This window comes from Kocuria rhizosphaericola (assembly GCF_044462205.1).
Classification (GTDB): Bacteria; Actinomycetota; Actinomycetes; order Actinomycetales; family Micrococcaceae; genus Kocuria; species Kocuria rhizosphaericola.
In genome coordinates this window covers 22,690-42,359 of the sequence record NZ_JBISWK010000137.1, presented here as the reverse complement: position 1 = coordinate 42,359, position 19,670 = coordinate 22,690, and the positions used below count along the sequence as shown (strand labels likewise).

The window sequence follows — 19,670 nt, the reverse complement described above, 5'->3', positions numbered from 1 at the left end:
GCTCCCGGATCCCCGGCTCCGTGGTGACCGGGGAGGGCCCCGCGAAGCTGAAAAATCCCTGAAAGTGGCGTTGCTCTCATGGTCCACCAGCCCTCCCGATCCCGCAAGTAATATTCTCGACGCTATCTCACGATGTGAGATTAGAACGACTGACGTCCATGTTCTTCGCCAAAATGAACCCCCTTCACCAGGCGCTCGAACTGCCCCTTTCCACGTCTCCCCCGGAATATCAGACATCTGTGCGGGTTTCCGCGACCCCCGGCGCGCGAAGCAGTTTGCACTCCTCTTGTCAAGACGCCTCCACCGGCGGACATTCCATCTCACCATGTGGTCATCTGCGGAGAGGGGACGGCAAAGGCCCGCCGACGCGGTCGGCGGGCCTTTCTTGCGCACGGTCTGCGGATTCTCGGGAGCAGGGGTCAGTCGACCACGCCGTAGAGCCGGTCCCCGGCGTCCCCGAGGCCCGGGACGATGTAGGAGTTCTCGTCGAGCCGTTCGTCCCTCGCGGCCAGGACGATGTTGACCTCGGAGTCCCCCAGCTCCTCCTCGAGGGCGGCCAGGCCCTCGGGGGCGGCCAGGAGGCACACGCACGTGATCTGCTCCGCCCCGCGGCGGTAGAGGAACTTGATCGCCTCCCGCAGGGTCCCTCCGGTGGCCAGCATCGGGTCGAGGACGAAGACCTGGCGTCCGGTGAGGTCGTCGGGCAGCCGCTCGGCGTAGGTGATGATGTCGAGCGTGTCCTCGTTGCGGGCCATGCCCAGGAAGCCCACCTCGGCCGTGGGGACCAGGCGGGTCATGCCCTCGAGCATGCCCAGGCCGGCACGGAGGATCGGCACGACCAGCGGCCGGGGCTTCGACAGCCCCACGCCGGTGGTGCGCGTGACCGGCGTGTCGATCTCCACCGGTTCCACGCGGACCCCCCGGGTGGCCTCGTACGCGAGCAGCGTCACGAGTTCCTCGACGAGCAGGCGGAACACCGGGGACGTGGTGTTCTTGTCCCGGAGCACGGTCAGTTTGTGTGCCACCAATGGGTGGTCGAGAACGGTCACTCGCATGGACCAAAATTACCACCGGGCCACCGGGGCGCCCCGCCCCCTCGCCGGGCCCCGCCTGCCCAGGCGACCCGCCCAGGAGGAGACCTGCATGGCACTGCCCCCGAGAACCCGCTCCGAGGCCCGGGCGGAGGAGTGGATGCGGCTGGCCCTCGCCGAGGCCCGGGCCGCGCTCGGGACGGCGGACGTGCCGATCGGCGCCGTCGTCGTCGGCCCGGACGGAACGGTGGTCGGACGGGGCCGCAACCGCCGGGAGGCCGACGGCGACCCCACGGCCCACGCCGAGATCCTTGCCCTGCGCGACGCCGCCCGCACCCTGGGCTCCTGGCGGCTGGACGGCTGCACGCTCGTGGTGACCCTCGAGCCCTGCGCGATGTGCGCGGGCGGGATAGTCCTGGCCCGCGTGCCCCGGGTGGTGCTGGGCGCGTGGGACGACAAGGCCGGGGCGGCCGGCTCCGTCTTCGACGTGCTGCGGGAGCGGCGGCTCAACCACTGGGTGGAGGTGACGGGCGGCGTGCTGCAGGAGGAGTGCTCCCGGCTGCTCCTCGACTTCTTCGCGGAGCACCGGCGCGGCGGGGACGACGACGCCGGGCCGCCCGCCGCCGGGCCCGCCGGCCCCGCGGGTTTTGGCGGTTGAGCACGCCACCCGGTACAGTACTGCGAGCTGGTGACGTGTCCGAGCGGCCGAAGGTGCATCACTCGAAATGATGTTTGGTGTTAAAGCCAACGAGGGTTCAAATCCCTCCGTCACCGCCAGTCGGGAAGGCCCCGGGTCCTGAGGGACCCGGGGCCTTCCCCCTGTCAGCCTCCGATGATGACGGTCGGCATTCCCGGACCCGGTGCGATCGGAGCCCCGTGCAGCGTCAGGTCCCCCAGCCGCGCCGCGGGGAATCCTCCGATGAGCACCGTCATGCTGCCCATCGCGATGCCGTTCGGTGCCGGCGAGACGCAGACGATGCCCCCGGGCAGGCCGTTCGCCACCGCGGCCGGCATGCCGCCGATCAGCACGTTCATGACGGCCGCCACGGGGGTGATCGGCCCACCGACGTGCGGCTTCGGCCCGTCGGTGAGCGGGCACAGGGAGCTGTCCCCCGCGCGCAGAGCTGGTCCTGTGGGCATGAGAGCTTCCTGGGATCCGATGGTGTGCCTGGAGATCCAGTGTGTATGACTGTTATTCGCCGGCTCCCGCCTCCTCGTGCTCGCCGTAGATGGTCACGGATTCGTAGCAGAGTCCCGTCACCGGGTTGCCGGCCGTCTCGCACTTCACGGACAACAGCATCTTCTGATCCGGTTGCACGGTGAACGGCGGTGCGGGTGCGGAGGTAGGAACCGGCAGCGGCTCCGCCTCGGGTGCAGCGGCGCCGCCGTCACCTGCCATCCGCTCGACGGCGTCCTGCAGAGCCGGATCCTGCTGGAGGACCTCCGCCCCGCTCTCTCCGACGTCCTGCTGTCCCTCCGCGCCCTCTGTCACCAGGCTCACGCCCGGGTCCATCTCCGCGAGCGGTTGTTGCAGCCAGAAGACGATCTCTCCGTTGGGATCGAGAACCACCAGATTGAACATGCCCGCGTCCCCTGTGGTCACGCCCAGGGTCAGGCCGGTGACGGTGAACGACCCGGTCGCCTGTTCTCCGGGCCATGGACCGAACACGTCCGAGAGAGCTCCTGGCGCACTCGAGAACGAGGCCGGTTGCGGGAAGACCGGGACGGGAAGTGGCGGTTCCGTCGTCGGCGGTTCCGTCGTCTCTGGAGACGGTATCGGGCTCGCGCCCCCACCGGCACCGGTCTCTCCAGCCTCACCCTCACCGGCCTCACCCGCCTCCCCGGCCGCGCCCCCACCGGTCTCCACGGCCTCACCGGCCTCACCTACCTCCCCGGCCGCGCCCCCACCGGCCTCCCCTGCCTCCCCGGCCGCGCCCCCACCGGCCTCCCCGGCCGCGCCCCCACCGTTCCCTTCGGCCGGTGCCGTGGTCGTGACGCTGGGAACTTCGGACGGCGGGTCCACCAGTCTCGCCCACAGGGTGCCGGCAGTGGGTCGCAGGAGAAGCCCGAGGACGACCAGAAGGCCCAGGACGACCGCCGCGACCAGCGCTTTGAGGGACCACCCCGGCAGGACGGGATCCTGGTACTGCGTCCCGGCGAGGGGGAGCTCCGGTCCCTCCTCCGGTGTGACCACGACCGTGAACGGGTACGCGACGGGGGCACCCCGCCAGAGCCGCTTCACGGGCTCCGCACGGACCTCGGAGGACCACGTGGTGCCCGGTTCCATGGCCAGGCTCGACTCGCTCAGGGCGAGGTCCAGGCCGTCGGATGCGCTCTTGGCGGCGAGTGCCACGGCCACGGGGGCGTTTCCGCGGTTGTCCACGGCCACCTGGTACGTCCCGCCCCTCCTGCTCTTCGTGGACTGCGGGGACAGCTCCGCGACGGTCTCGTAGAAGGGCAGCAGCTCCACGACGCCTTCGGGCACCGCGGCATTCTCGGGCCGCTTGGCAGGCCGGACGTGCACCCCGTACGGGTGCTCGCCCGCGGACACGGCGGAGGTCCGCGGGGGGCGGAGGGTGACCACGGCGGTGGACGTCTGCCCCGGGTACACGGAGACGTGCGTCGGTTCCACGGAGGACCACTCCGCCAGGTCCCCGACCACCTGGAAGGTGTAGTCCTCGACGATCTCCGAGTCGTTGCGCACCGACAGGGTGACCCTGCTCTCCTGGCCGGCGTCGAGAGTGGTGCGGGGCGGTTCCAGGTCGGCCGTCGTGTCCATCAGGTCCTCCCAGAGCGGCGTGCTCGTGACGAGCGTACGGCGGGGCGGTCGGGTGCAAGGCTCGGCGCAGGGCCGGGTTTGCAGGCATCCCGTCTGCCCTTCGGGGCATTCCCGGGTGCCCCGACGAGCAAGAAGGCCTGCGGTGCAGGAGTCGTCAGCCCTGAGGGGCGACGCCCTGGAGCTCCGCGGTCACCTCGCAGGAGTCCGTCAGCGACAGCAGCTCGTCGTCGGCGCTGTCGCAGCGCAGATCCAGCTGGATCTCCTGGCCGGCGTTCGTCGCTATCCCCTGCTGTCCGAGCGAGAACTCCTGTTCGCCGTCCTGGATCAGGCTGATGGAGAGCGGCTCTGTGATCGGGGTGCCCCTGATGCTGAGGAGGAACACGCCTTCGTCTCCGGACGAGGTGCGCAGGACCACGCTGGTGAAGACGGTCCCGTCCTGCTCGACCTCGCGCACGTCCTGGCCGAACTCCCCGGGCTCCGCGTCGACCGTGAGCTCCAGGGAGATCTCCTCGAGTTCGCCCTCCTCCCCTCCACCGCCCTGGTCGCCACCGCCCTGGTCCTGTCCGGTGCCGTCCTGGTCCTGTCCGGCGCCGCCCTGCTCCTGCGGCGGGTCGGCTCCCACGAGTCGTTGGCACGCCTCGAACCGGCCGACGACGGCCCCCTGGATGCACGGCGTGATCCGGGCGACCAGGTCCCGGAGCGCTCCCGTGACGACGAACGCCCCGAGCACCAGCAGCGCGACGACCCCGAGCACAACCAGCCACTTCACGATCTTCGGAGACCATCCGGGCAGGATCGGGTCCTGTCGGTGCGTGCCGGTCAGCATGGTCCCGGGCCCGCCGTCCGGACGCAGCTCGACGGTGAAGGGGTGGGCTGTCTGCGTGCCGCGCCAGATCCTGTGCCGTGGGCGCACCCGGAGGTCCGCGGACTGCACCGTTCCCGGCTGGACCGTCAGCGTGGGCGCGCCGAGCACCATGTGCAGCCGCTCCTCGGGGTCGTTGGGCACGAGCTGCACGGTGACCGGGGTGTTGCCGCGGTTGTCCACGGCCACCCGGTGCCTGCCGCCCCCGCGGCCCTCGGAGGTGCGGGGCACCAGCTCGGCGGAGGTCTCCCAGAAGGCCTGGACGTCCACAACGTCCTCCGCCACCACGGAGTCCTGCGGGTGCTGGGTGGGCATGACCTGCACCCCGTAAGGGGCGTTCCCGGCCCGCACCTCCCAGGACCTCGGCGGGCGGAACAGGACCGTGACCGTGGCGGAGTCGCCGGGGTACACCGAGACCACCCCGGGCTCGACCGTGGTCCACCGGGCCAGCGGCCCCACCACCCGGAACCGGTACTCGTCGACGACGTTCCGGTCGTTGCGCACGGTCAGCGGCACGGACGCCGCGCCTCCCGCCTCGAGGACCGTCCCGGACGTCTCCAGCGTCGCCGACGGACTCATGGCTCCTCCTCGGGGATGCACGCGCCGCGGGAGCGGCGGCACCGCCGCGCGATCCCCTGCGCCTCGAGATTATGACCGTCCGTGACCCCGCCGGCACGGCGATCGGCCGTCCTTCGGGGCATTCCCCCTGCCCGTTGAGTCCTTGTTGAGCGCACGGTGAGCGGCCCGATCTACATTCATGCCGAAGCATCGGATGGAGGAGCGCCGCGGACCGCCGGGCGCCGGATCGAGGAGCTGTCATGGAACCGATCACCGTTCACGTCCACGCGTGGGACCCGATCTCGGCGGCCGGCGTGGTGAGCGAGCTGCGCCCTCGCCCGGAGGTCCGTGTCGTGGGAGCCCAGGACGCGGACCGGGCCGCCGTCGTCGTGGTGGTGGCCGACTCCGTGGACGACGAGGCGCTGAAGCTGCTGCGGGTGGTGCAGCGGCAGGGGACCGCGCGCTCGGTGCTCGTGGCCGGGCGCCTGGAGGAGGGAGACCTCGTGAAGATCGTGGAGACCGGTGTGGTGGGCATCGCCCGGCGGTGCGAGGCCACCCCCGACCGGCTCGTCACCGTCATCACCGCGGCGGCCTCCGGGGAGGGCAGCGTCCCCCCGGACCTGCTGGGACGGCTGCTGGAGCAGGTGGGGCGGCTGCAGCGCCACGTCCTGGGCCCCCGCGGCATCATGTTCACCGGTCTCGCGCCGCGGGAGGTGGACGTGCTGCGGCTGCTGGCCGACGGCCTGGACACCGCGGAGATCGCCCGCCGGCTCGCGTACTCGGAACGGACCGTGAAGAACGTGGTGCACGACGTGACCACGCGCCTCCAGCTGCGCAACCGCTCCCACGCCGTCGCCTACGCCCTGCGGGAGGGACTGATCTGAGGGGTGCCCGGAAGGGCAACGACGGCTTCCCCGACGACGGCCCGGCACCGGTCCCCCGCGGCCCGGTGCCGCCGCCACAGTGGATCCCATGGTGAGGAGGGCCGATCGGTGATTGCCCAGGTGGACGACGCGCTGCGCACCCTGGTCCGGACGCAGGCCCTCGGCGGCGCCGAGGTGGAGGTGGCCTTCGACGCCCCGACCAAGGACTGGGCCGCCCGGCGCAACGCCCCCACCGTGAACCTGTACCTGTACGACATCCGGGAGGACCTGCGGCGCCGCGAGCGGGGTTTCGCCGACGAGCGGGACGAGGACGGGACGGTGCTGCGGCGGCGCCCGGCGCCCCGGTACTTCAAGCTGTCCTACCTCGTGACGGCGTGGACGCAGCGGCCCGAGGACGAGCACCTGCTGCTGGACCAGCTGCTGCGCTGCTTCCTGCACTACGAGGCGCTGCCCGACGAGCTCGTCACGGGGCAGCTCGCCGAGCCCCGGCTGCCGGTGCCGATGACCGTGGGGCTTCCCCCGCCGGAGGACCGGGCGTTCGCGGACGTGTGGTCCGCCCTCGGCGGGGAGCTCAAGCCGTCCCTGGACATCGTGGTCATCGCCCCGGTCGAGACCGGCGTCGTCTACGAGATCGCTCCGCCCGCCTCCGCCGGGACCGTGGTGGACATGGCCGACCGCACCGGGACGGCCGCGGACGTCGGCCGACGCCGCGCGCGGCCGCCGGTTCCCGCGGCCCGGTCGGAGACCGGGGACGCCGCGGAGACCGGGACGGCACCGGAGGAACCCCGGGGCCCGGCCTCGCGCCGGAGGAAGCGATGACCGGTGCGGCGAGCCTGGCCCACCTGCTGGACCGGGTGGGCGTGGTCGAGGAGCGCATCCGGCAGCTCGTGGCCGAGCGCCGCGCGGAGGACCCGCAGCCCGACGACCCGTTCCGCGGCCTGTACCTCAGCGAGGAGTCCGTGGACCGGCTGCTCGGCACCGGGCCGAGGGCGCCCCGGCCGGTCGAGACGTCCTCCCGGTGGGTGGAGTGCGAGCGGGCGGCGGACCGCGCGCAGCAGGACGGGCACCACCTGCGCCTGCGGGAGCTGGCCGCCGTCCTGGGCTTGACCGCCCTGGACGTGGACCTCCTGCTCGTGGCCCTGGCGGCCGACCTCGACCCGCGCTTCGAGCAGCTCTTCGGCTACCTCAACGACGACGTCACCCGGCGTCGCCCCTCCGCCGCGGTGGCCCTGGCCCTGAGCGGCGCGGCCCTGTCCGACGCCGGGGCCCGGGCCCGGCTGCTCTCAGGGCCCCTGGTCACCGGGCACCTCCTGGCCCTGGAGGATCCGGACCGGCCCCTGCCCGGGCGGGCGCTGCGGGTCCCCGAGCGCGTGGTGGGGCACCTGCTCGGCGACGACACCCCCGACCCCGACCTGACCGTCGTGCTCACCGCCCCGCCCGAGGTGCTGTGGGGTGATCCCGCGCCGCTCGTGCGAGCCCTGCGTGCCGGGGTGCTCCTGGCCTATCTGCGGGAGCCCGCCACGGGCTCCGCGCGGGTCCTGGCCGCGGAGGCCCTCCGGGCCGGGGGGCACGACGTCGTGGGCCTGGACCTCGCGCGGCTGGCCGGGGAGCGCGACGCGGCCGGGCTGGTGGCCCTCGCGGTCCGGGAGGCGAGGCTGCGCGGCGCCGGCATCGTGGCCGGTCCCGTGCCGGCCGTGGCCGATCGCCCCGCCCTGCTGCGGGCCCTGCGCGCCGACCCGCAGCCCGTGCTGCTGTTCGGGGACACCGTCTGGGACCCGGTGTGGACGGATCTCCCGCCCGTCGTCGTCGACGTCCCCGCCAGCACCGCCGCCGAGCGGGCCGGGCTCTGGCAGGAGGCGCTGGCGGGGGTCCTGCCCGGGGCGGAGATCGTGCGGACCACCGCGCAGTTCCGGCTCGGCCCGGAGCAGGTGGCCCGGGCCGCGCGGACCGCCCGGGCGCAGGCCGCCCTCGGTGCCGACGGCACCCTGACCGGCGCGCACCTGCAGGCCGGCGCCCGCGCCGAGAACGGCTCGGCCCTGGACCGGCTCGCCCGCCGCGTCGACCCCTCCGTCGGCTGGACCGACCTCGTCCTTCCGGACCCCGTGCTGCAGTCCCTGCGGGAACTGGCCCTGCGGGCGCGCCACCGCGAGCAGGTGCTCGGGGACTGGGCCATGCGCCCCGGCGCGGGTCGCGGCCACGGCGTGGCGGCCCTGTTCGCCGGGGACTCCGGCACCGGCAAGACCATGTCCGCGGAGGTGGTGGCCAAGGAGTTGGGACTCGACCTGTACGTGGTGGACCTCGCCACCGTGGTGGACAAGTACGTCGGGGAGACCGAGAAGAACCTGGAGCGCATCTTCACCGCCGCCTCCGGGGTCAACGGAGTGCTGCTCTTCGACGAGGCCGACGCCGTCTTCGGCCGCCGCTCCGAGGTCAAGGACGCCCACGACCGCTACGCGAACATCGAGAGCGCCTACCTGCTCCAGCGGATGGAGACCTTCGACGGTCTCGTGGTGCTGGCCACGAACCTGCGCGCCAACATCGACGAGGCCTTCACCCGCCGCCTCGACGTCATCGTGGACTTCCCCCTGCCCGATCCGGAGCACCGCGCGCTGCTGTGGGACCGGTGCCTGGGCCGGCTGATGGCCCGCGCCGAGGACCTGGACCTCGACTTCCTGGGGCGGGCCTTCGAGCTCGCGGGCGGCGGGATCCGCTCCGCGGCCGTGACCGCCGCGTACCTCGCCGCAGAGGACGGCACCCCGGTGACCATGGCGCACCTGGTCACCGCGGTGCAGCGGGAGTACCGCAAGCTCGGCCGGCTCACCCTCGAGAGCGAGTTCGGCCCCTACTGGAGCACCCTGACGGCGGCCCGGGCGCCGCGGCCGGGGGCTTGATCGGAGCGAGCCATGTCGGCGACCCACAGCACGGCCACCCGACGGGGAGACGGCCGGCGACGCGTCGTGCCTCGGGCCGGTGCGGCACGGCGGCCGGAGGAACCGCCGCTGCCCCCGGGCCTGGTTCCGCTGCTGCGCGGGGCGGATCTCGGCACCCGGGCCCGCTCCCTGTGGCAGGTGCAGCGCCAGGCCGGCAACCGGGCCGCGCAACTGGTGCTCCAGCGCCAGGCCGTCACCGACGCCCAGCAGTGGGCCCAGGACTGGGCGGACCACCCGGCCCAGCAGCGCCACTTCCGGGGCACCGGGCGCCCTGTCGGCACCCCGCGGCAGCGCTACGACGTGCTGGCCCCGTTGTACAAGGCCCGCGGCATCCCGCGGCCCATGGTCTACCTGGCCACCTCCATCACCACCGCGCGGTTCTTCGGGTTCTCGACCCCCGCGCACGTCGACCTGGCCGCGGCCCTGCGGACCGCCGAGGCCACGCTGCGCGCCGGGGGCGTCACCGCGGCACCGGTCACGAAGGTCTGGGCGCTGAACCCGCGCACTACCAGCGCCGGCGGCTGGAGCAACCACGCCGACGGCCGTGCGGTGGACATCGACCCCGGGACGAACCCGCACCTGACCAGCAAGGCCCAGCGGCGCATCATCAGCCTCGTCACCGGCACCGACATGAACGCAGGGGGCCAGGGCTACGACGCGATGAAGAACGCCAGCGACACCTTCCGGATGCTCTACAACCCTGTGGGCCTGCGCTGGCGCATCGTCGTGCTGGTGGCACTCGAGGCCGCGAAGAAGGCTGCGGTGTCTACGACGACGGCCGAGCGCGACCGGCTGCGCTCCGAGCGCGCCACCGTCGTCGCAGCCCGGGCCGCTGCCCGGCAGGAACTGCGGGCCCTCCCCCGCGGCCGCCGGGCGACGACCGAGCAGAAGGCCAGGGCCGCGGAGCTGACCGCCGCCGTCCGGGAACGGTCCGCCGCCCTCACGGCTCTCGACGGAAAGCTCAAGCTGCACGGCGCGACGCTCAGGAAGCAGAGCGCCGCAGCGAAATCGGCGTCGCAGGACCGCGCCCTGCTGGAGCGGCACCTGGCGAAATTCGAGGCGGTCGACAGTGCCCTCGCCGGACTCGAGAGCGCGGTCGCCGCACTCCCGGCGGCCGTCGCCGCCCTGGAGGCGCAGATAGCGCGCTCCCAGCAGGGCGAGCAGGACAGCAAGGCCATGGGCGACACCCGCGGGGCCGCCGCGGAGCGCCGGCTGCGGGCAGGGCTGCAGAAGGAGCTGAAGCGGCGGAAGGCCGAACTCGCCCGGAAGACGAAGGACCTCGGGAAGAAGCGCACGGCCCGCGACCGGGACCCGCTGCGCACGTACGGTGCGCAGGGCTTCCTCAACCTGCCCAAGGAGGTCGTGGAGGCGATGACCGGAGCGGGGCTCCGGTGGGGCGGGAACTGGAAGGGCGCCAAGGACTTCATGCACTTCGACCTCTGACCGGAGTGCCCCTTCGGGCACCGTCTGCTGCCCCGGCGGCGGCCGGGGGGCCGCTTGTGCGTCCGTCCGAGCGGGCGCAGAGTGGCCGCAGGCCCGAGAGGAAGAGACTCGTCATGCACATCCACGATCACGACCAGGGCGAGAGCGAGAGCCTGCGGCCGCGGGCGGACCGCGTCGAGGAGAACGCCCCGCCGCAGCTGTGGCGGGCCGCGGCGGCCGGGCGCACCGACGTCGTCGGCCCCGCCGGGATGCTGGCCATGCAACGGGCGGTCGGCAACGCCAGGGTGCAGCGGCTGGCGGAGGAGGAGCGCTCGCCGGTGCTCGACGTCGTCTCCTCGGGCGGGCACCCGCTGGAGGAGCCCGTCCGCACGGACATGGAGTCCCGGCTGGGCCACGACTTCTCGGACGTGCGCGTGCACACCGACGACGCCGCGTCCCGGTCCGCCGCCTCGGTGAACGCCCATGCGTACACCGTGGGCCCCAACGTCGTCTTCCAGCGCGAGAAGTACGACCCGTCCTCGACGGCCGGACGCACGATGCTCGCCCACGAGCTCACCCACGTGGTGCAGCAGCGCTCCGGGCCGGTGGACGGCACGCCGACGGGTTCGGGTGTCCGCGTCAGCGACCCCTCCGACCGTTTCGAGCGGGAGGCCGCCGCCAATGCCGAGCGGGTGATGTCCGGTCCGGCCCCGGTGTCAGCGGCTCCGGCCGCCGTCCAGCGCGAGGCCGTCGACGACGCCGCGCTGCCCGTCCAGCGGGCGGAGGGCGAGGAAGAGGAGGAGGAGACGGCGCAGGGCTCCTTCACTGGGGACGAAGCGGCTCAGCGTGTTGCCGTCCAGCGCAACGAGGAAGAGGAGGAGGAGCCCTCCTGAGGCCGGGGTGGCCGGGTCAGGGGAAGCCGTCCCCGGATCCCGGCGGATCCCCCCGTCTTGTCAGCGAAGAGGGTCTCCCTGCATCCTCGCCCCACCGGACAGGAGCATCCGTGGAACCGGACAACGTCACGCAGACAGCCCCGAATGCGCAGAGGAACCTCTTCCTGTCGTATTCGCGACAGGACCGCGACGTACTGCAGAGCCTGGTCGAGACCATCACCGACGTCGCGGACCACCGCCTGTGGGTGGACCGGCGGCTGGAAGGCGGGCAGGACTGGTGGGAGGAGATCCTCGGGCAGATCCGACGCTGCGACGCCTTGATCGTGGCCGTGTCACCGAGCCTGTTGGACTCCGTCCCGTCCGCCCTGGAACGGCAGTACGCCCGTCGGCTCGGCAAGACGGTGATCCCGGTCATGGTCCGCCCGGTCTCACCCCACTTGCTCCCCTCGGACCTGGGTCCCACGCAGATCATCGACTACACCGCTCCCCAGGGTCCCGGACAGCTCGTCAAGGTGCTGCTGAGGCTCCCAACGGCCCCTCCCCCGCGCGAGCCCCTGCCCGCACCGCCGTCCGTACCGATCTCGTACATGGCCGAGCTGGCGGACAAGGCACGCCGGCCGGTGCTCAGTTTCGAGGAGCAGATGGGCCTGGTGAGCCGACTCGAAGCGGCGATGGAGCGGCCGCTCGAGCGCGATGCGGCCATCACGATCCTCCGCTCGCTGGATCAGCGGACGGACATCTTCGTCCAGCCGGGCCGAGCGATCTCGGAACTGCTGGCCAGATCCCCTTTCCGTCCACCGACGAACCGCCCTTCGCGAAGGCTGGTGCTGTCCATCGCCGCCCTCGTCCTCACCCTTATCCCTCTTCTGGGCGCGCCGGGTCTCCTCGCCCTGTACTTCTCTTGGCAGGTCGAGCAGAAGTGGGGCAAGGGCGACCCTCAGGGGTCCTCGAAGGCGTCGCGGAAGGCACTGGTCAGCGCCGCCGCCGGCATCAGCTTCGGCCTGTTGTTCTGGTCCTGGGCCCTGTCGTCCAACGACACGCCCACCACCGTGCCGTACTACTATTGACGCCCGGATTCAGGCACCGTGGCCGGGAGCACGCCCACCGGGGGACGAGGGGCTGTGCGAAAGGCTCTGAGTGGCCGTACCGCCCCGCGCTACTCGCCGTCGATCCCTTTATTGCCCCACTCGAAGAAGGTCCTGCCGGTTCGTGAGGCGGTCCAGAGCGTGTGCTCACGGCTGATTGCGCCCTCCACGTTGGCGACGGCCGCCGCCCACTGCTCCTGGGGCACCCGGCCGAGACGGTCGACCTGGAAGAGCAGTTCCTTCGCCGCAGTCGAGTAGGCGGAGGCGAGCGGTGCGAACTGCTTGACGGCCACCCACGCGGCTCCGCCGGCGACGGTCGCCCCGAGAACACCCGCGAAGTCCCACGGCCAGCCCACGAACACCCGGAGGAACGCCAGGACCAGTGCCGTGACCTCCGCCAGGACGAGGAGCAACCGCCATGCCTGGGAGCGCCTCCGGTTCTCCTCCGCCTTGGCGGTGTACCAGCGCCGCTGGTCCTCGGTACGGCCCCGGACATAGGCTTCGCGCCGCACGTCGAAGGGTTGCTGCCGCAGCTGCTCCATGGCCGGCGTGACCACGGCGTGCTCGGATCGCGGGATCATGTACTCGGACGTCTCCCGCAGCACCTCCTCCAGCCCGCTCCGCAGCAGCTCGCGTGCCATGTCGTCGGGCATGGTCACCGGAAAGGGCTGTCCGCCGACCGCGTACCGCCAGGCCAGCGTCTTGGTGGACTCCGCCACGGCCCGTCCCCCGTACCAGGAATGTTCCGGCTGCTGCACCCACGACGCCAGTTCGCTCGCCAGGGCTACGAGGAAACCCAGGAAGATCAGGAGAACGGCCACGTCGAACTGGCCGGCCGACCAGGAGACCGCTCCTCCGAGCGCCGCCACGATCCCGCCCAGAATGCGTCCGCGAGCGTAGCGCAGAGCCAGCTTCTGCCCGCGCAGGGAAGCCGCGTCGGCGTCGTACCACAGCCCCGGGAGATCGATTCCCGACAGTTGCGTGTCCATGGCCCCTTCCTCAAACTCCGGCGTTCCCGTGGCACCGGAGCGTGCCCCCGGCACGACCGGATGCTGCAGTCGTCATCATCGCCACCGCCTTCGTACTACCCCAATGGGACACCCTCGCGGCGCGCGGAAACCCCAAGGGGGACCGGCGTCCGCCGCCTGGGGAGACCGGTCGCGGCGCCTGAGGCGATGATAGGCAGGCGTGGCAGCCAGCAGCGGGCCGAGGAGGCGAAGGTGCCCCTTCGTGCATCGGCTCCTTCCCCAACACGCGGCCCCCCAGCCTCCCGGCAGTCTCCTCCCCGATTGGACCCTTGAACCACGATCCGGACTCTGCCGAGGAGAGACACGATGCCCACCTATCTTTCGCCCGGTGTCTACGTGCACGAGGTCGAGGCGGGAACCCGCCCGATCGAGGGCGTCGGCACGGCGGTCGCCGCGTTCGTGGGCCTGGCGGCCAAGGGCCCCGCCAACGAGCCCACCCTGGTGTCCAACTGGACCCAGTTCTCCGAGACCTTCGGCGACTTCGTGCCGGGCTCGTACCTCGCCCACTCCGTGTACGGCTACTTCCTCAACGGCGGCGGCAACTGCTACATCGTGCGGATCGGGGCCGACGGCGCCGAGAGCAACGGCGACGGGCAGAAACCGAAGGCCAAGCAGGTCAAGGCCGTGGCCGGCCCGCCGATGGTGGAGGTGGCCGGCTACCGCATCATCGGCAAGTCGACCGGCGCCAGCCAGAAGCCCATCACCGTCGAGTTCGACGCCGCCGGCGGCGACAACGCCCCGGAGGACCAGTTCAAGATCACGGTCACCGTGGAGGGGCGTCAGCCCGAGTCCTGGGACAACGTGACCACCAAGAAGGGCCCCAACAACGTGGCCACGAAGGTGAGCGCGGAGTCGAAGCTCGTCACGATCGAGGAGGTGCTGAGCGGCGGCGCCCTCACCAAGCCCGACAAGGGGACGGTTCGACTGGAGCTGCCCGAGCCCGAGCCGGAGCCGCCGTCGACCGACACGCTCAGCGCGGACGACTACGTGGGCGACGCCGCGGACCGCACCGGCTTCAGCGGCCTCGAGGCCGTCGACGAGGTCACCATGGTCGCCATCCCCGACCTGGTCGCCGCCTACGAACAGGGCGCGATCGACGGCGAGACGCTCAAGGCCGTGCAGCTGGCGCTGATCGCCCACTGCGAGCTGATGGGCGACCGCGTGGCCATCATCGACCCCCCGCCGGGGCTCAACGCCCAGCAGATCAAGGAGTGGCGGGTCGACGACGCCGGCTACGACTCCAAGTACGCGACGCTGTACTGGCCGCGGCTCAAGGTTCTGGACCCCTCCGAGGGGGTGCACCGCTTCGTCCCGCCGTCGGGCCACATCGCGGGCGTCTGGGCCCGCAACGACGACACCCGCGGCGTGCACAAGGCCCCGGCGAACGAGGTGATCCGCGGGGTCACCAGCCTCGAGACGAACATCACCAGCACCGAGCAGGAGCTGCTGAACCCCATCGGGGTCAACTGCGTCCGGTCGTTCCCCGGCCGCGGCATCCGCGTGTGGGGCGCCCGGACGCTCTCCAGCGACGCCGCGTGGCGCTACGTGAACGTCCGGCGGCTGTTCAACTACCTGGAGGAGTCGATCCTGCAGGGCACGCAGTGGGCGGTCTTCGAGCCGAACGACCCGGCCCTGTGGGCGCGCATCCGCCGCACCATCAGCGCCTTCCTGACGAACGAGTGGCGCAAGGGCGCCCTGTTCGGCACGTCCCCGGACGAGGCGTTCTTCGTGAAGTGCGACGCCGAGACGAACCCCGCCGAGGGGATCGACGCCGGTCAGGTGGTCTGCCAGGTGGGGGTCGCTCCGGTGAAGCCCGCCGAGTTCGTCATCTTCCAGCTGTCGCAGTTCTCCGGCGGCACCAGTCTCGTGAACGAATGATCGCCCGGAAAGGACCACGACCATGGCACTCGAGGATTTCGACAATGCACCGGCCTACGGCTTCACCGTCACCGTCGACGGCATCGAGGTGCCGCGCGTCATCGAGGTGAGCGGACTGAAGTCGGAGGTCGACAAGATCGAGCTCAAGCAGCAGACGCAGGACGGCAAGTACGTCGTCCGGCAGCTCATGGGCCGCCCCAAGGCCGGTGAGATCACCGTGACCCGCGGTCTGACGGACAGCAAGACCGTCACGGACTGGCTGAAGACCGTCATGGAGGGGGACGTGGCCGGTGCCCGCAAGACCGCCTCCGTGGCCCTGCTCGACTACAAGGGCGAGACCGTCAAGACCTACAACTTCGACCACTGCTGGGTGCGCAGCGTGGAGGTCAACTCGCTGAAGGCCGGCGCCACGGAGCAGGCCACCGAGAAGTTCGTGATCTGCTACGACGAGTCGAAGGTCGAGTGATGCAGCGCAGCCACGGCGGCGCGGGGGTGGTGCCGGCCCCCGAGAGCGCCGGCACCACGCCCCAGGCGGAGCCGTCCCGGAACGGGCGGGAGGAGCGTCCGGCCCTGCGGACCGAGTTCGCCTTCGACCTGCCCCGGGGCTACGTGGACCAGGACGGGACCCTCCACCGCTCCGGGGTGATGCGCCTGGCCACCGCCCGGGACGAGCTGCTCCCGCTCTACGACGCCCGGGTCCAGGAGAACTCCGCCTACACCACGGTGGTGCTGCTGAGCCGGGTGATCACCAGCCTGGGGACGCTGGGGGCGATCACGTCCAACGTCGTGGAGAACATGTTCGCCTCGGACGTGGCGTTCCTGCAGGACTTCTACCGGCGGATCAACGCGGAGGGCCACACCCGGATCGCCGTGACCTGCCCGGAGTGCTCGCACCGGTTCACCGCGGACCTCGCGGGTGGTCGCCTGGGGGAATCATGACGTACGCGGCCGACCGGATCCACGAAGAGGTCGCGTACGTGGCGTACCACTTCCACTGGGGGCTCGACGACATCCTGGACCTGGAGCACGGCCAGCGGTTGCGCTGGGTCCGGGAGATCGCCGACATCAACCGCCGGCTGAGCGAGGAGCGCTGAACCGTGCGCTGGCCGTGGCAGCGGAAGGAGCAGGACCCCGCCCCCGTGACGCTCTCGGGGCGGTCCTCGGCAGGGCCTCCTGCGGCACCGCCACGACAGCCTGCCGAGCCCCTCCCCTCCCCCGCCGGATGGGCCTTCCTGCCGCCCCTCCAGCGGACCGTCGGGAATCTCGAGACGACGACGGCGCCCCACCGGTTCCCCGACCAGCTCCCGACCCGGACGAACCCGTCGTTCACCGGGGCGATGTCCCACCTGGTCAGTGCGGAGGCCCCACCCGGTGTGATCGACCTGGACGGCCCCGACGCGGGCCCCGCGACCGGCGGATCCGGGTCCGCCGCCCGCCCCGTCGAGATGCTGCTCCTCCCTCCCCCCGCGCCCCGCGGGGCCTGGGGAAGCCGTCCCGTGCAGCGCCGCACGGGTAGCGGGAACACCGCTCAACGGTCGCTGACCAGTGTTCCCGAGGTCGACCGCGGTGTGCTGGAGGTGCCCGTGGTGCACGGGACGGGGACGGCGGACTCTCCGGCTGCACCGGACGCGCCGGCACAGCCGGAGAGCTCCGGCGCAGCGCAGGAGAGTCAGGACGCCCAGGCCGGCCCGGAGCCCGGTGACGTCCCCGCCGGCGTGCCGGCCGCCGATCCGCCTCCGACCGGCACCCCCGTCGCGGCGGGCCCCCGCGAGAGCGCCGTCCCGCAGGCTCCCACCGCCGGTTCGCCGGCACCGGGATCTGCTCCGGCCGGGGTTCCCCGTCCCGGAAGCACGACGCCCGGGACGGAGCCGCCGGGGCAGACGTCCCCGCTCCCACCCCTGCCCCTGCAGCGCCGGCTACCGGGTCCGCCCGAAGATCCCTCCCGCAGCACCCTGGGCGGCCCCCTCGGCAGCATCTTCGACGGCACCGCCACGTCCGTCCCGCTGCCCGCCGGGCCCACGCTCCAGCGCAGCACCGGTGCACAGGGCACCGGGGGTGCTCCGGCTTCGGATCCATCCCGGAGGTCCTCCCCGCCCTCCTCGCGCCGTCTCGGGCTGGGCCGCCCGTGGCCGGATCCCGTCGGCTCCTCAGCCGGTCCCTCCGCGGACGGGACGGGGCCGCCGGCAGTGCAGCGAACGCCCGAATTTTCGGAGCGCCCGGCGGTCCCTGCCACGTCGACTCCGGTGGAGCCGCCGGCCGCCGTCCCCGAACCGACCGCCGAGAACTCGGCCGGCACCCCGGAGCGGCCGGCGGAGGAAGAACCCTCCCGAGTCCCGGAAGCGTCGATCGCCGAGCCCCTCGCGCCGCCGACCACCGGACCCGACGCCGGATCGCCCCCGCTCCTCGCCGGCCCACCGGAAGCGTCCGGCGCGGGGCCCTCCGCCACGGTCTCCGCGCAGGAGACCCCGGTGGAGGACGGCGACCCGGGGCCGTCGTCGCCCGACGCACCTGCTCCCCGGGCGGTGGCCTTCACGCAGCCGGTGGTGTCCCGGGCGACCGGTGCCGCAGAGGTCTCCCGGGCCGGACAGGCAGAGGACCGCGACAGTACGGCGACCGGCATGGCGGAACCCGGACTCCTGCACACCGTGCCGGACCGCGACGTCCGGGCAGCGTTCGCCGACCCGCCACGGTTCGCCGGCCGGCAGACGCCCGACCCCCGCAGGGCGGAGGCGCTGCCCGTGGTGTCCCGCGCCGTGGCGACGCCCGGCATCGGGAGCCCCGTGGCGACGCCCGGCATCGGGAGCCCCGTGGCGACGCCCGGCGTCGAGGGCATCGGCAGGATTCTCGGCGCGGTTCCGGCCGAGCCGGACGATCCCCGCGCGCGGCCTAGAGCGGCCGGCGCCGAGCCCGCCGCGACCACGCCGACGGACGAGTCCCCGCCCTCGGTTCCGGGGCCGGGCCGTCCCACGGCTCTGCCGGTGGTGTCCCGCTCCGCGGCGTGGCAGGGGCCGGGCGTCGACGCCGTGGCAGGTGGGCACAGCGCCTGGACGGGCACCACGTCGGGGGCGTCCGTCGCTGACATCGCCTCGACGTCGACAGGATCCGACGAGACCGGAGCGGAGCCGAGCGCGGTGGACTCCGCGCAGTCGGAGTCCACCGGGTCAGGACCGGTCGCTGCACGGACATCCGCCCCGGAGCCGCTGTCCTCGGCGCCCGCGCTGTCGGGTTCCACCGCACTGTCGGGGTCCACGACAGCAGCGGCCGGTTCCGCGGGGGTGGTGCCCGCGGAACCCGTCGGTGCAGGACGTCCGGAACCGGTGCCCCCGGTGCGACGGAGGGCCGCGCCGGACGGCTCCCCGACGATCGGGTCCGCCTCCGGGGCTGCCCGGTCCGCATCGGCATCACCCTCGCTCCAGCGGCTCCGGGCGTCGACGCTGTCGGACCCCGGGCGTCCCCTCGGGCTGCGTCCTCCGGTCCCCGCCGCGCAGCGCACGCCGGGACCCGGGCCCACGGCACCTTCCGCGGCGTCGTCACTCCCCACGGCACCTCGGTCCCTCGATCCGGTGCCGTCCCTGCCCCGAGAACCGGCGATGTCTCCCGTGCTGGGCGCGGGAGGCGGGACTCCCCGGCCCGCCGGGGAGGGCCGGGCCGACGAGGCCCTGTGGGCAGGGAGCCCGGTCCTGTCGGCGCACACGGGACCCGCCTCGGCACCGGCCGCAACGACCGGCCTGTCGTCGTCCCCGCCGGGGATCCTTCCCGCGCCGGCCGGCTCGCTCCAGCGCTCCGCCCTGCACCCGGCGACGCCGGCACCTCCTCCGGCTTCCCCGGGCCCGTCGACGCGCTCGCAGCCGGCCCCGGCCACCGGCGTCGTCGCCGGCGACGCCGCACGACCTGACCAGGACGTCCACCGGGGTCCCGACAGTTCGCCGGCCGCTGTGCGAGCAGACCCAGTGGCCATGCGCCTCGCGTCCACGACCCAGCGTCCGTCCGGACCGGGGGGCATCGCCGGACCGGCCGAGGCACCCGGTCCCGGGTCGCCGGCCGGCGCGCCGGCGGTCCAGCGCGCGGGCGAGGAGGCCTTCCCCGCCGAGGAGGCCACCTCGACGCCCCCGGGGCCCGTCCCGACAGCCGCGGACTCCGGCACGACGTCCGCGGGACCCGCCACGGCGCCCGCACCCGCGGTGGACGAGGAGATGAGCCAGGAACAGGTCGACGAGCTCGCCAAGCGGCTCGTCGGCCCGATCGTGCGGCGGATCAAGGCCGACATGCTGCTGGACCGCGAACGCCGCGGCCTCCGGATCGACGCGAGCTGAGGAGACG

At 72.9% G+C, this 19,670-nt stretch carries 17 protein-coding genes and 1 tRNA gene; 13 read left to right on the top strand and 5 right to left on the bottom strand.

The annotated features are described in order from the left end of the window. Positions 1-419 precede the first annotated feature (419 nt). Complete coding sequence (gene upp / locus ACH9D2_RS14025; protein WP_396363420.1) at positions 420-1,055, bottom strand: uracil phosphoribosyltransferase; 636 nt, start codon at positions 1,053-1,055, stop codon at positions 420-422. Between the two features lie 88 nt (positions 1,056-1,143). On the opposite strand from upp, the gene tadA reads away from it, so the two are divergent. Together tadA and ACH9D2_RS14015 are read left to right on the top strand one after the other, a co-directional pair. After that, positions 1,144-1,689, top strand: coding sequence for a tRNA adenosine(34) deaminase TadA (gene tadA, locus ACH9D2_RS14020; RefSeq protein WP_396363446.1), 546 nt, complete (start codon positions 1,144-1,146; stop codon positions 1,687-1,689). A 29-nt stretch (positions 1,690-1,718) separates the two neighbouring features. After that, positions 1,719-1,808: transfer RNA gene (locus tag ACH9D2_RS14015), tRNA-Ser, on the top strand. Between the two features lie 45 nt (positions 1,809-1,853). On the opposite strand, the gene ACH9D2_RS14010 is transcribed toward ACH9D2_RS14015, so the two are convergent. The 3 genes from ACH9D2_RS14010 to ACH9D2_RS14000 all read right to left on the bottom strand — a co-directional run bounded on the left by ACH9D2_RS14010 (position 1,854) and on the right by ACH9D2_RS14000 (position 5,251). After that, positions 1,854-2,171, bottom strand: coding sequence for a PAAR domain-containing protein (locus ACH9D2_RS14010; RefSeq protein WP_396363419.1), 318 nt, complete (start codon positions 2,169-2,171; stop codon positions 1,854-1,856). Between the two features lie 52 nt (positions 2,172-2,223). Beyond that, complete coding sequence (locus ACH9D2_RS14005) at positions 2,224-3,810, bottom strand: COG1470 family protein (RefSeq protein WP_396363417.1); 1,587 nt, start codon at positions 3,808-3,810, stop codon at positions 2,224-2,226. Between the two features lie 154 nt (positions 3,811-3,964). Then, positions 3,965-5,251: a COG1470 family protein gene (locus ACH9D2_RS14000; protein WP_396363416.1), complete on the bottom strand. Its 1,287-nt coding sequence runs from the start codon at positions 5,249-5,251 to the stop codon at positions 3,965-3,967. Positions 5,252-5,490: 239 nt separating this feature from the next. Here ACH9D2_RS14000 and ACH9D2_RS13995 point away from each other — a divergent pair, with 239 nt between their 5' ends. From ACH9D2_RS13995 to ACH9D2_RS13970, 6 genes are all read left to right on the top strand, one after another. After that, the gene (locus ACH9D2_RS13995; protein WP_396363415.1) at positions 5,491-6,114 is read left to right on the top strand and encodes a response regulator transcription factor; all 624 of its coding nucleotides are present in this window, start codon (positions 5,491-5,493) and stop codon (positions 6,112-6,114) included. A gap of 108 nt (positions 6,115-6,222) precedes the next feature. Next, on the top strand, positions 6,223-6,933 hold the full coding sequence (locus ACH9D2_RS13990; protein WP_396363414.1) for a DUF4255 domain-containing protein: 711 nt from the start codon (positions 6,223-6,225) through the stop codon (positions 6,931-6,933). Beyond that, positions 6,930-9,005 carry an AAA family ATPase gene (locus ACH9D2_RS13985; protein ID WP_396363413.1) on the top strand — a complete coding sequence of 692 codons (2,076 nt, stop codon included), beginning with the start codon at positions 6,930-6,932 and terminating at the stop codon, positions 9,003-9,005. Before ACH9D2_RS13990 ends, ACH9D2_RS13985 begins: the two co-directional genes overlap by 4 nt. A 12-nt stretch (positions 9,006-9,017) precedes the next feature. Beyond that, entirely contained in the window at positions 9,018-10,487 is a 1,470-nt protein-coding gene (locus tag ACH9D2_RS13980; protein WP_396363412.1) for a M15 family metallopeptidase, read from the top strand. A 113-nt stretch (positions 10,488-10,600) separates the two neighbouring features. Continuing rightward, entirely contained in the window at positions 10,601-11,359 is a 759-nt protein-coding gene (locus tag ACH9D2_RS13975) for an eCIS core domain-containing protein (RefSeq protein WP_396363411.1), read from the top strand. Between the two features lie 110 nt (positions 11,360-11,469). Beyond that, positions 11,470-12,426 (top strand): TIR domain-containing protein, encoded by a 957-nt coding sequence (locus tag ACH9D2_RS13970; RefSeq protein ID WP_396363410.1) that lies wholly within the window; start codon positions 11,470-11,472, stop codon positions 12,424-12,426. A gap of 89 nt (positions 12,427-12,515) precedes the next feature. Here ACH9D2_RS13970 and ACH9D2_RS13965 read toward each other — a convergent pair whose 3' ends face one another. Next, positions 12,516-13,433 carry a DUF4231 domain-containing protein gene (locus ACH9D2_RS13965; protein ID WP_396363409.1) on the bottom strand — a complete coding sequence of 306 codons (918 nt, stop codon included), beginning with the start codon at positions 13,431-13,433 and terminating at the stop codon, positions 12,516-12,518. A gap of 345 nt (positions 13,434-13,778) precedes the next feature. Between ACH9D2_RS13965 and ACH9D2_RS13960 the strand changes: the two genes are divergently transcribed. The 5 genes from ACH9D2_RS13960 to ACH9D2_RS13940 all read left to right on the top strand — a co-directional run bounded on the left by ACH9D2_RS13960 (position 13,779) and on the right by ACH9D2_RS13940 (position 19,663). After that, a complete protein-coding gene (locus tag ACH9D2_RS13960; RefSeq protein WP_396363408.1) occupies positions 13,779-15,350 on the top strand; it encodes a phage tail sheath family protein in 1,572 nt (523 codons plus the stop codon). 22 nt (positions 15,351-15,372) lie between these two features. Then, positions 15,373-15,816, top strand: coding sequence for a phage tail protein (locus ACH9D2_RS13955; RefSeq protein WP_344124255.1), 444 nt, complete (start codon positions 15,373-15,375; stop codon positions 15,814-15,816). Further along, on the top strand, positions 15,816-16,289 hold the full coding sequence (locus ACH9D2_RS13950) for a hypothetical protein (protein ID WP_396363407.1): 474 nt from the start codon (positions 15,816-15,818) through the stop codon (positions 16,287-16,289). Before ACH9D2_RS13955 ends, ACH9D2_RS13950 begins: the two co-directional genes overlap by 1 nt. Next, a complete protein-coding gene (locus tag ACH9D2_RS13945; RefSeq protein ID WP_396363406.1) occupies positions 16,286-16,444 on the top strand; it encodes a DUF6760 family protein in 159 nt (52 codons plus the stop codon). Before ACH9D2_RS13950 ends, ACH9D2_RS13945 begins: the two co-directional genes overlap by 4 nt. A 2,841-nt stretch (positions 16,445-19,285) precedes the next feature. Further along, the gene (locus tag ACH9D2_RS13940; protein WP_396363405.1) at positions 19,286-19,663 is read left to right on the top strand and encodes a hypothetical protein; all 378 of its coding nucleotides are present in this window, start codon (positions 19,286-19,288) and stop codon (positions 19,661-19,663) included. Positions 19,664-19,670 lie beyond the last annotated feature (7 nt).

Coding starts and splice junctions, on each gene's coding strand:
- tadA (WP_396363446.1), top strand. CDS start 1,144: ATGGCACTGCCCCCGAGAACCCGCTCCGAGGCCCGGGCGGAGGAGTGG.
- ACH9D2_RS13985 (WP_396363413.1), top strand. CDS start 6,930: ATGACCGGTGCGGCGAGCCTGGCCCACCTGCTGGACCGGGTGGGCGTG.
- ACH9D2_RS13950 (WP_396363407.1), top strand. CDS start 15,816: ATGCAGCGCAGCCACGGCGGCGCGGGGGTGGTGCCGGCCCCCGAGAGC.
- ACH9D2_RS13995 (WP_396363415.1), top strand. CDS start 5,491: ATGGAACCGATCACCGTTCACGTCCACGCGTGGGACCCGATCTCGGCG.
- ACH9D2_RS13960 (WP_396363408.1), top strand. CDS start 13,779: ATGCCCACCTATCTTTCGCCCGGTGTCTACGTGCACGAGGTCGAGGCG.
- ACH9D2_RS13945 (WP_396363406.1), top strand. CDS start 16,286: ATGACGTACGCGGCCGACCGGATCCACGAAGAGGTCGCGTACGTGGCG.
- ACH9D2_RS13980 (WP_396363412.1), top strand. CDS start 9,018: ATGTCGGCGACCCACAGCACGGCCACCCGACGGGGAGACGGCCGGCGA.
- ACH9D2_RS14000 (WP_396363416.1), bottom strand. CDS start 5,251: ATGAGTCCGTCGGCGACGCTGGAGACGTCCGGGACGGTCCTCGAGGCG.
- ACH9D2_RS13955 (WP_344124255.1), top strand. CDS start 15,373: ATGGCACTCGAGGATTTCGACAATGCACCGGCCTACGGCTTCACCGTC.
- ACH9D2_RS14005 (WP_396363417.1), bottom strand. CDS start 3,810: ATGGACACGACGGCCGACCTGGAACCGCCCCGCACCACTCTCGACGCC.
- ACH9D2_RS14010 (WP_396363419.1), bottom strand. CDS start 2,171: ATGCCCACAGGACCAGCTCTGCGCGCGGGGGACAGCTCCCTGTGCCCG.
- upp (WP_396363420.1), bottom strand. CDS start 1,055: ATGCGAGTGACCGTTCTCGACCACCCATTGGTGGCACACAAACTGACC.
- ACH9D2_RS13965 (WP_396363409.1), bottom strand. CDS start 13,433: ATGGACACGCAACTGTCGGGAATCGATCTCCCGGGGCTGTGGTACGAC.
- ACH9D2_RS13975 (WP_396363411.1), top strand. CDS start 10,601: ATGCACATCCACGATCACGACCAGGGCGAGAGCGAGAGCCTGCGGCCG.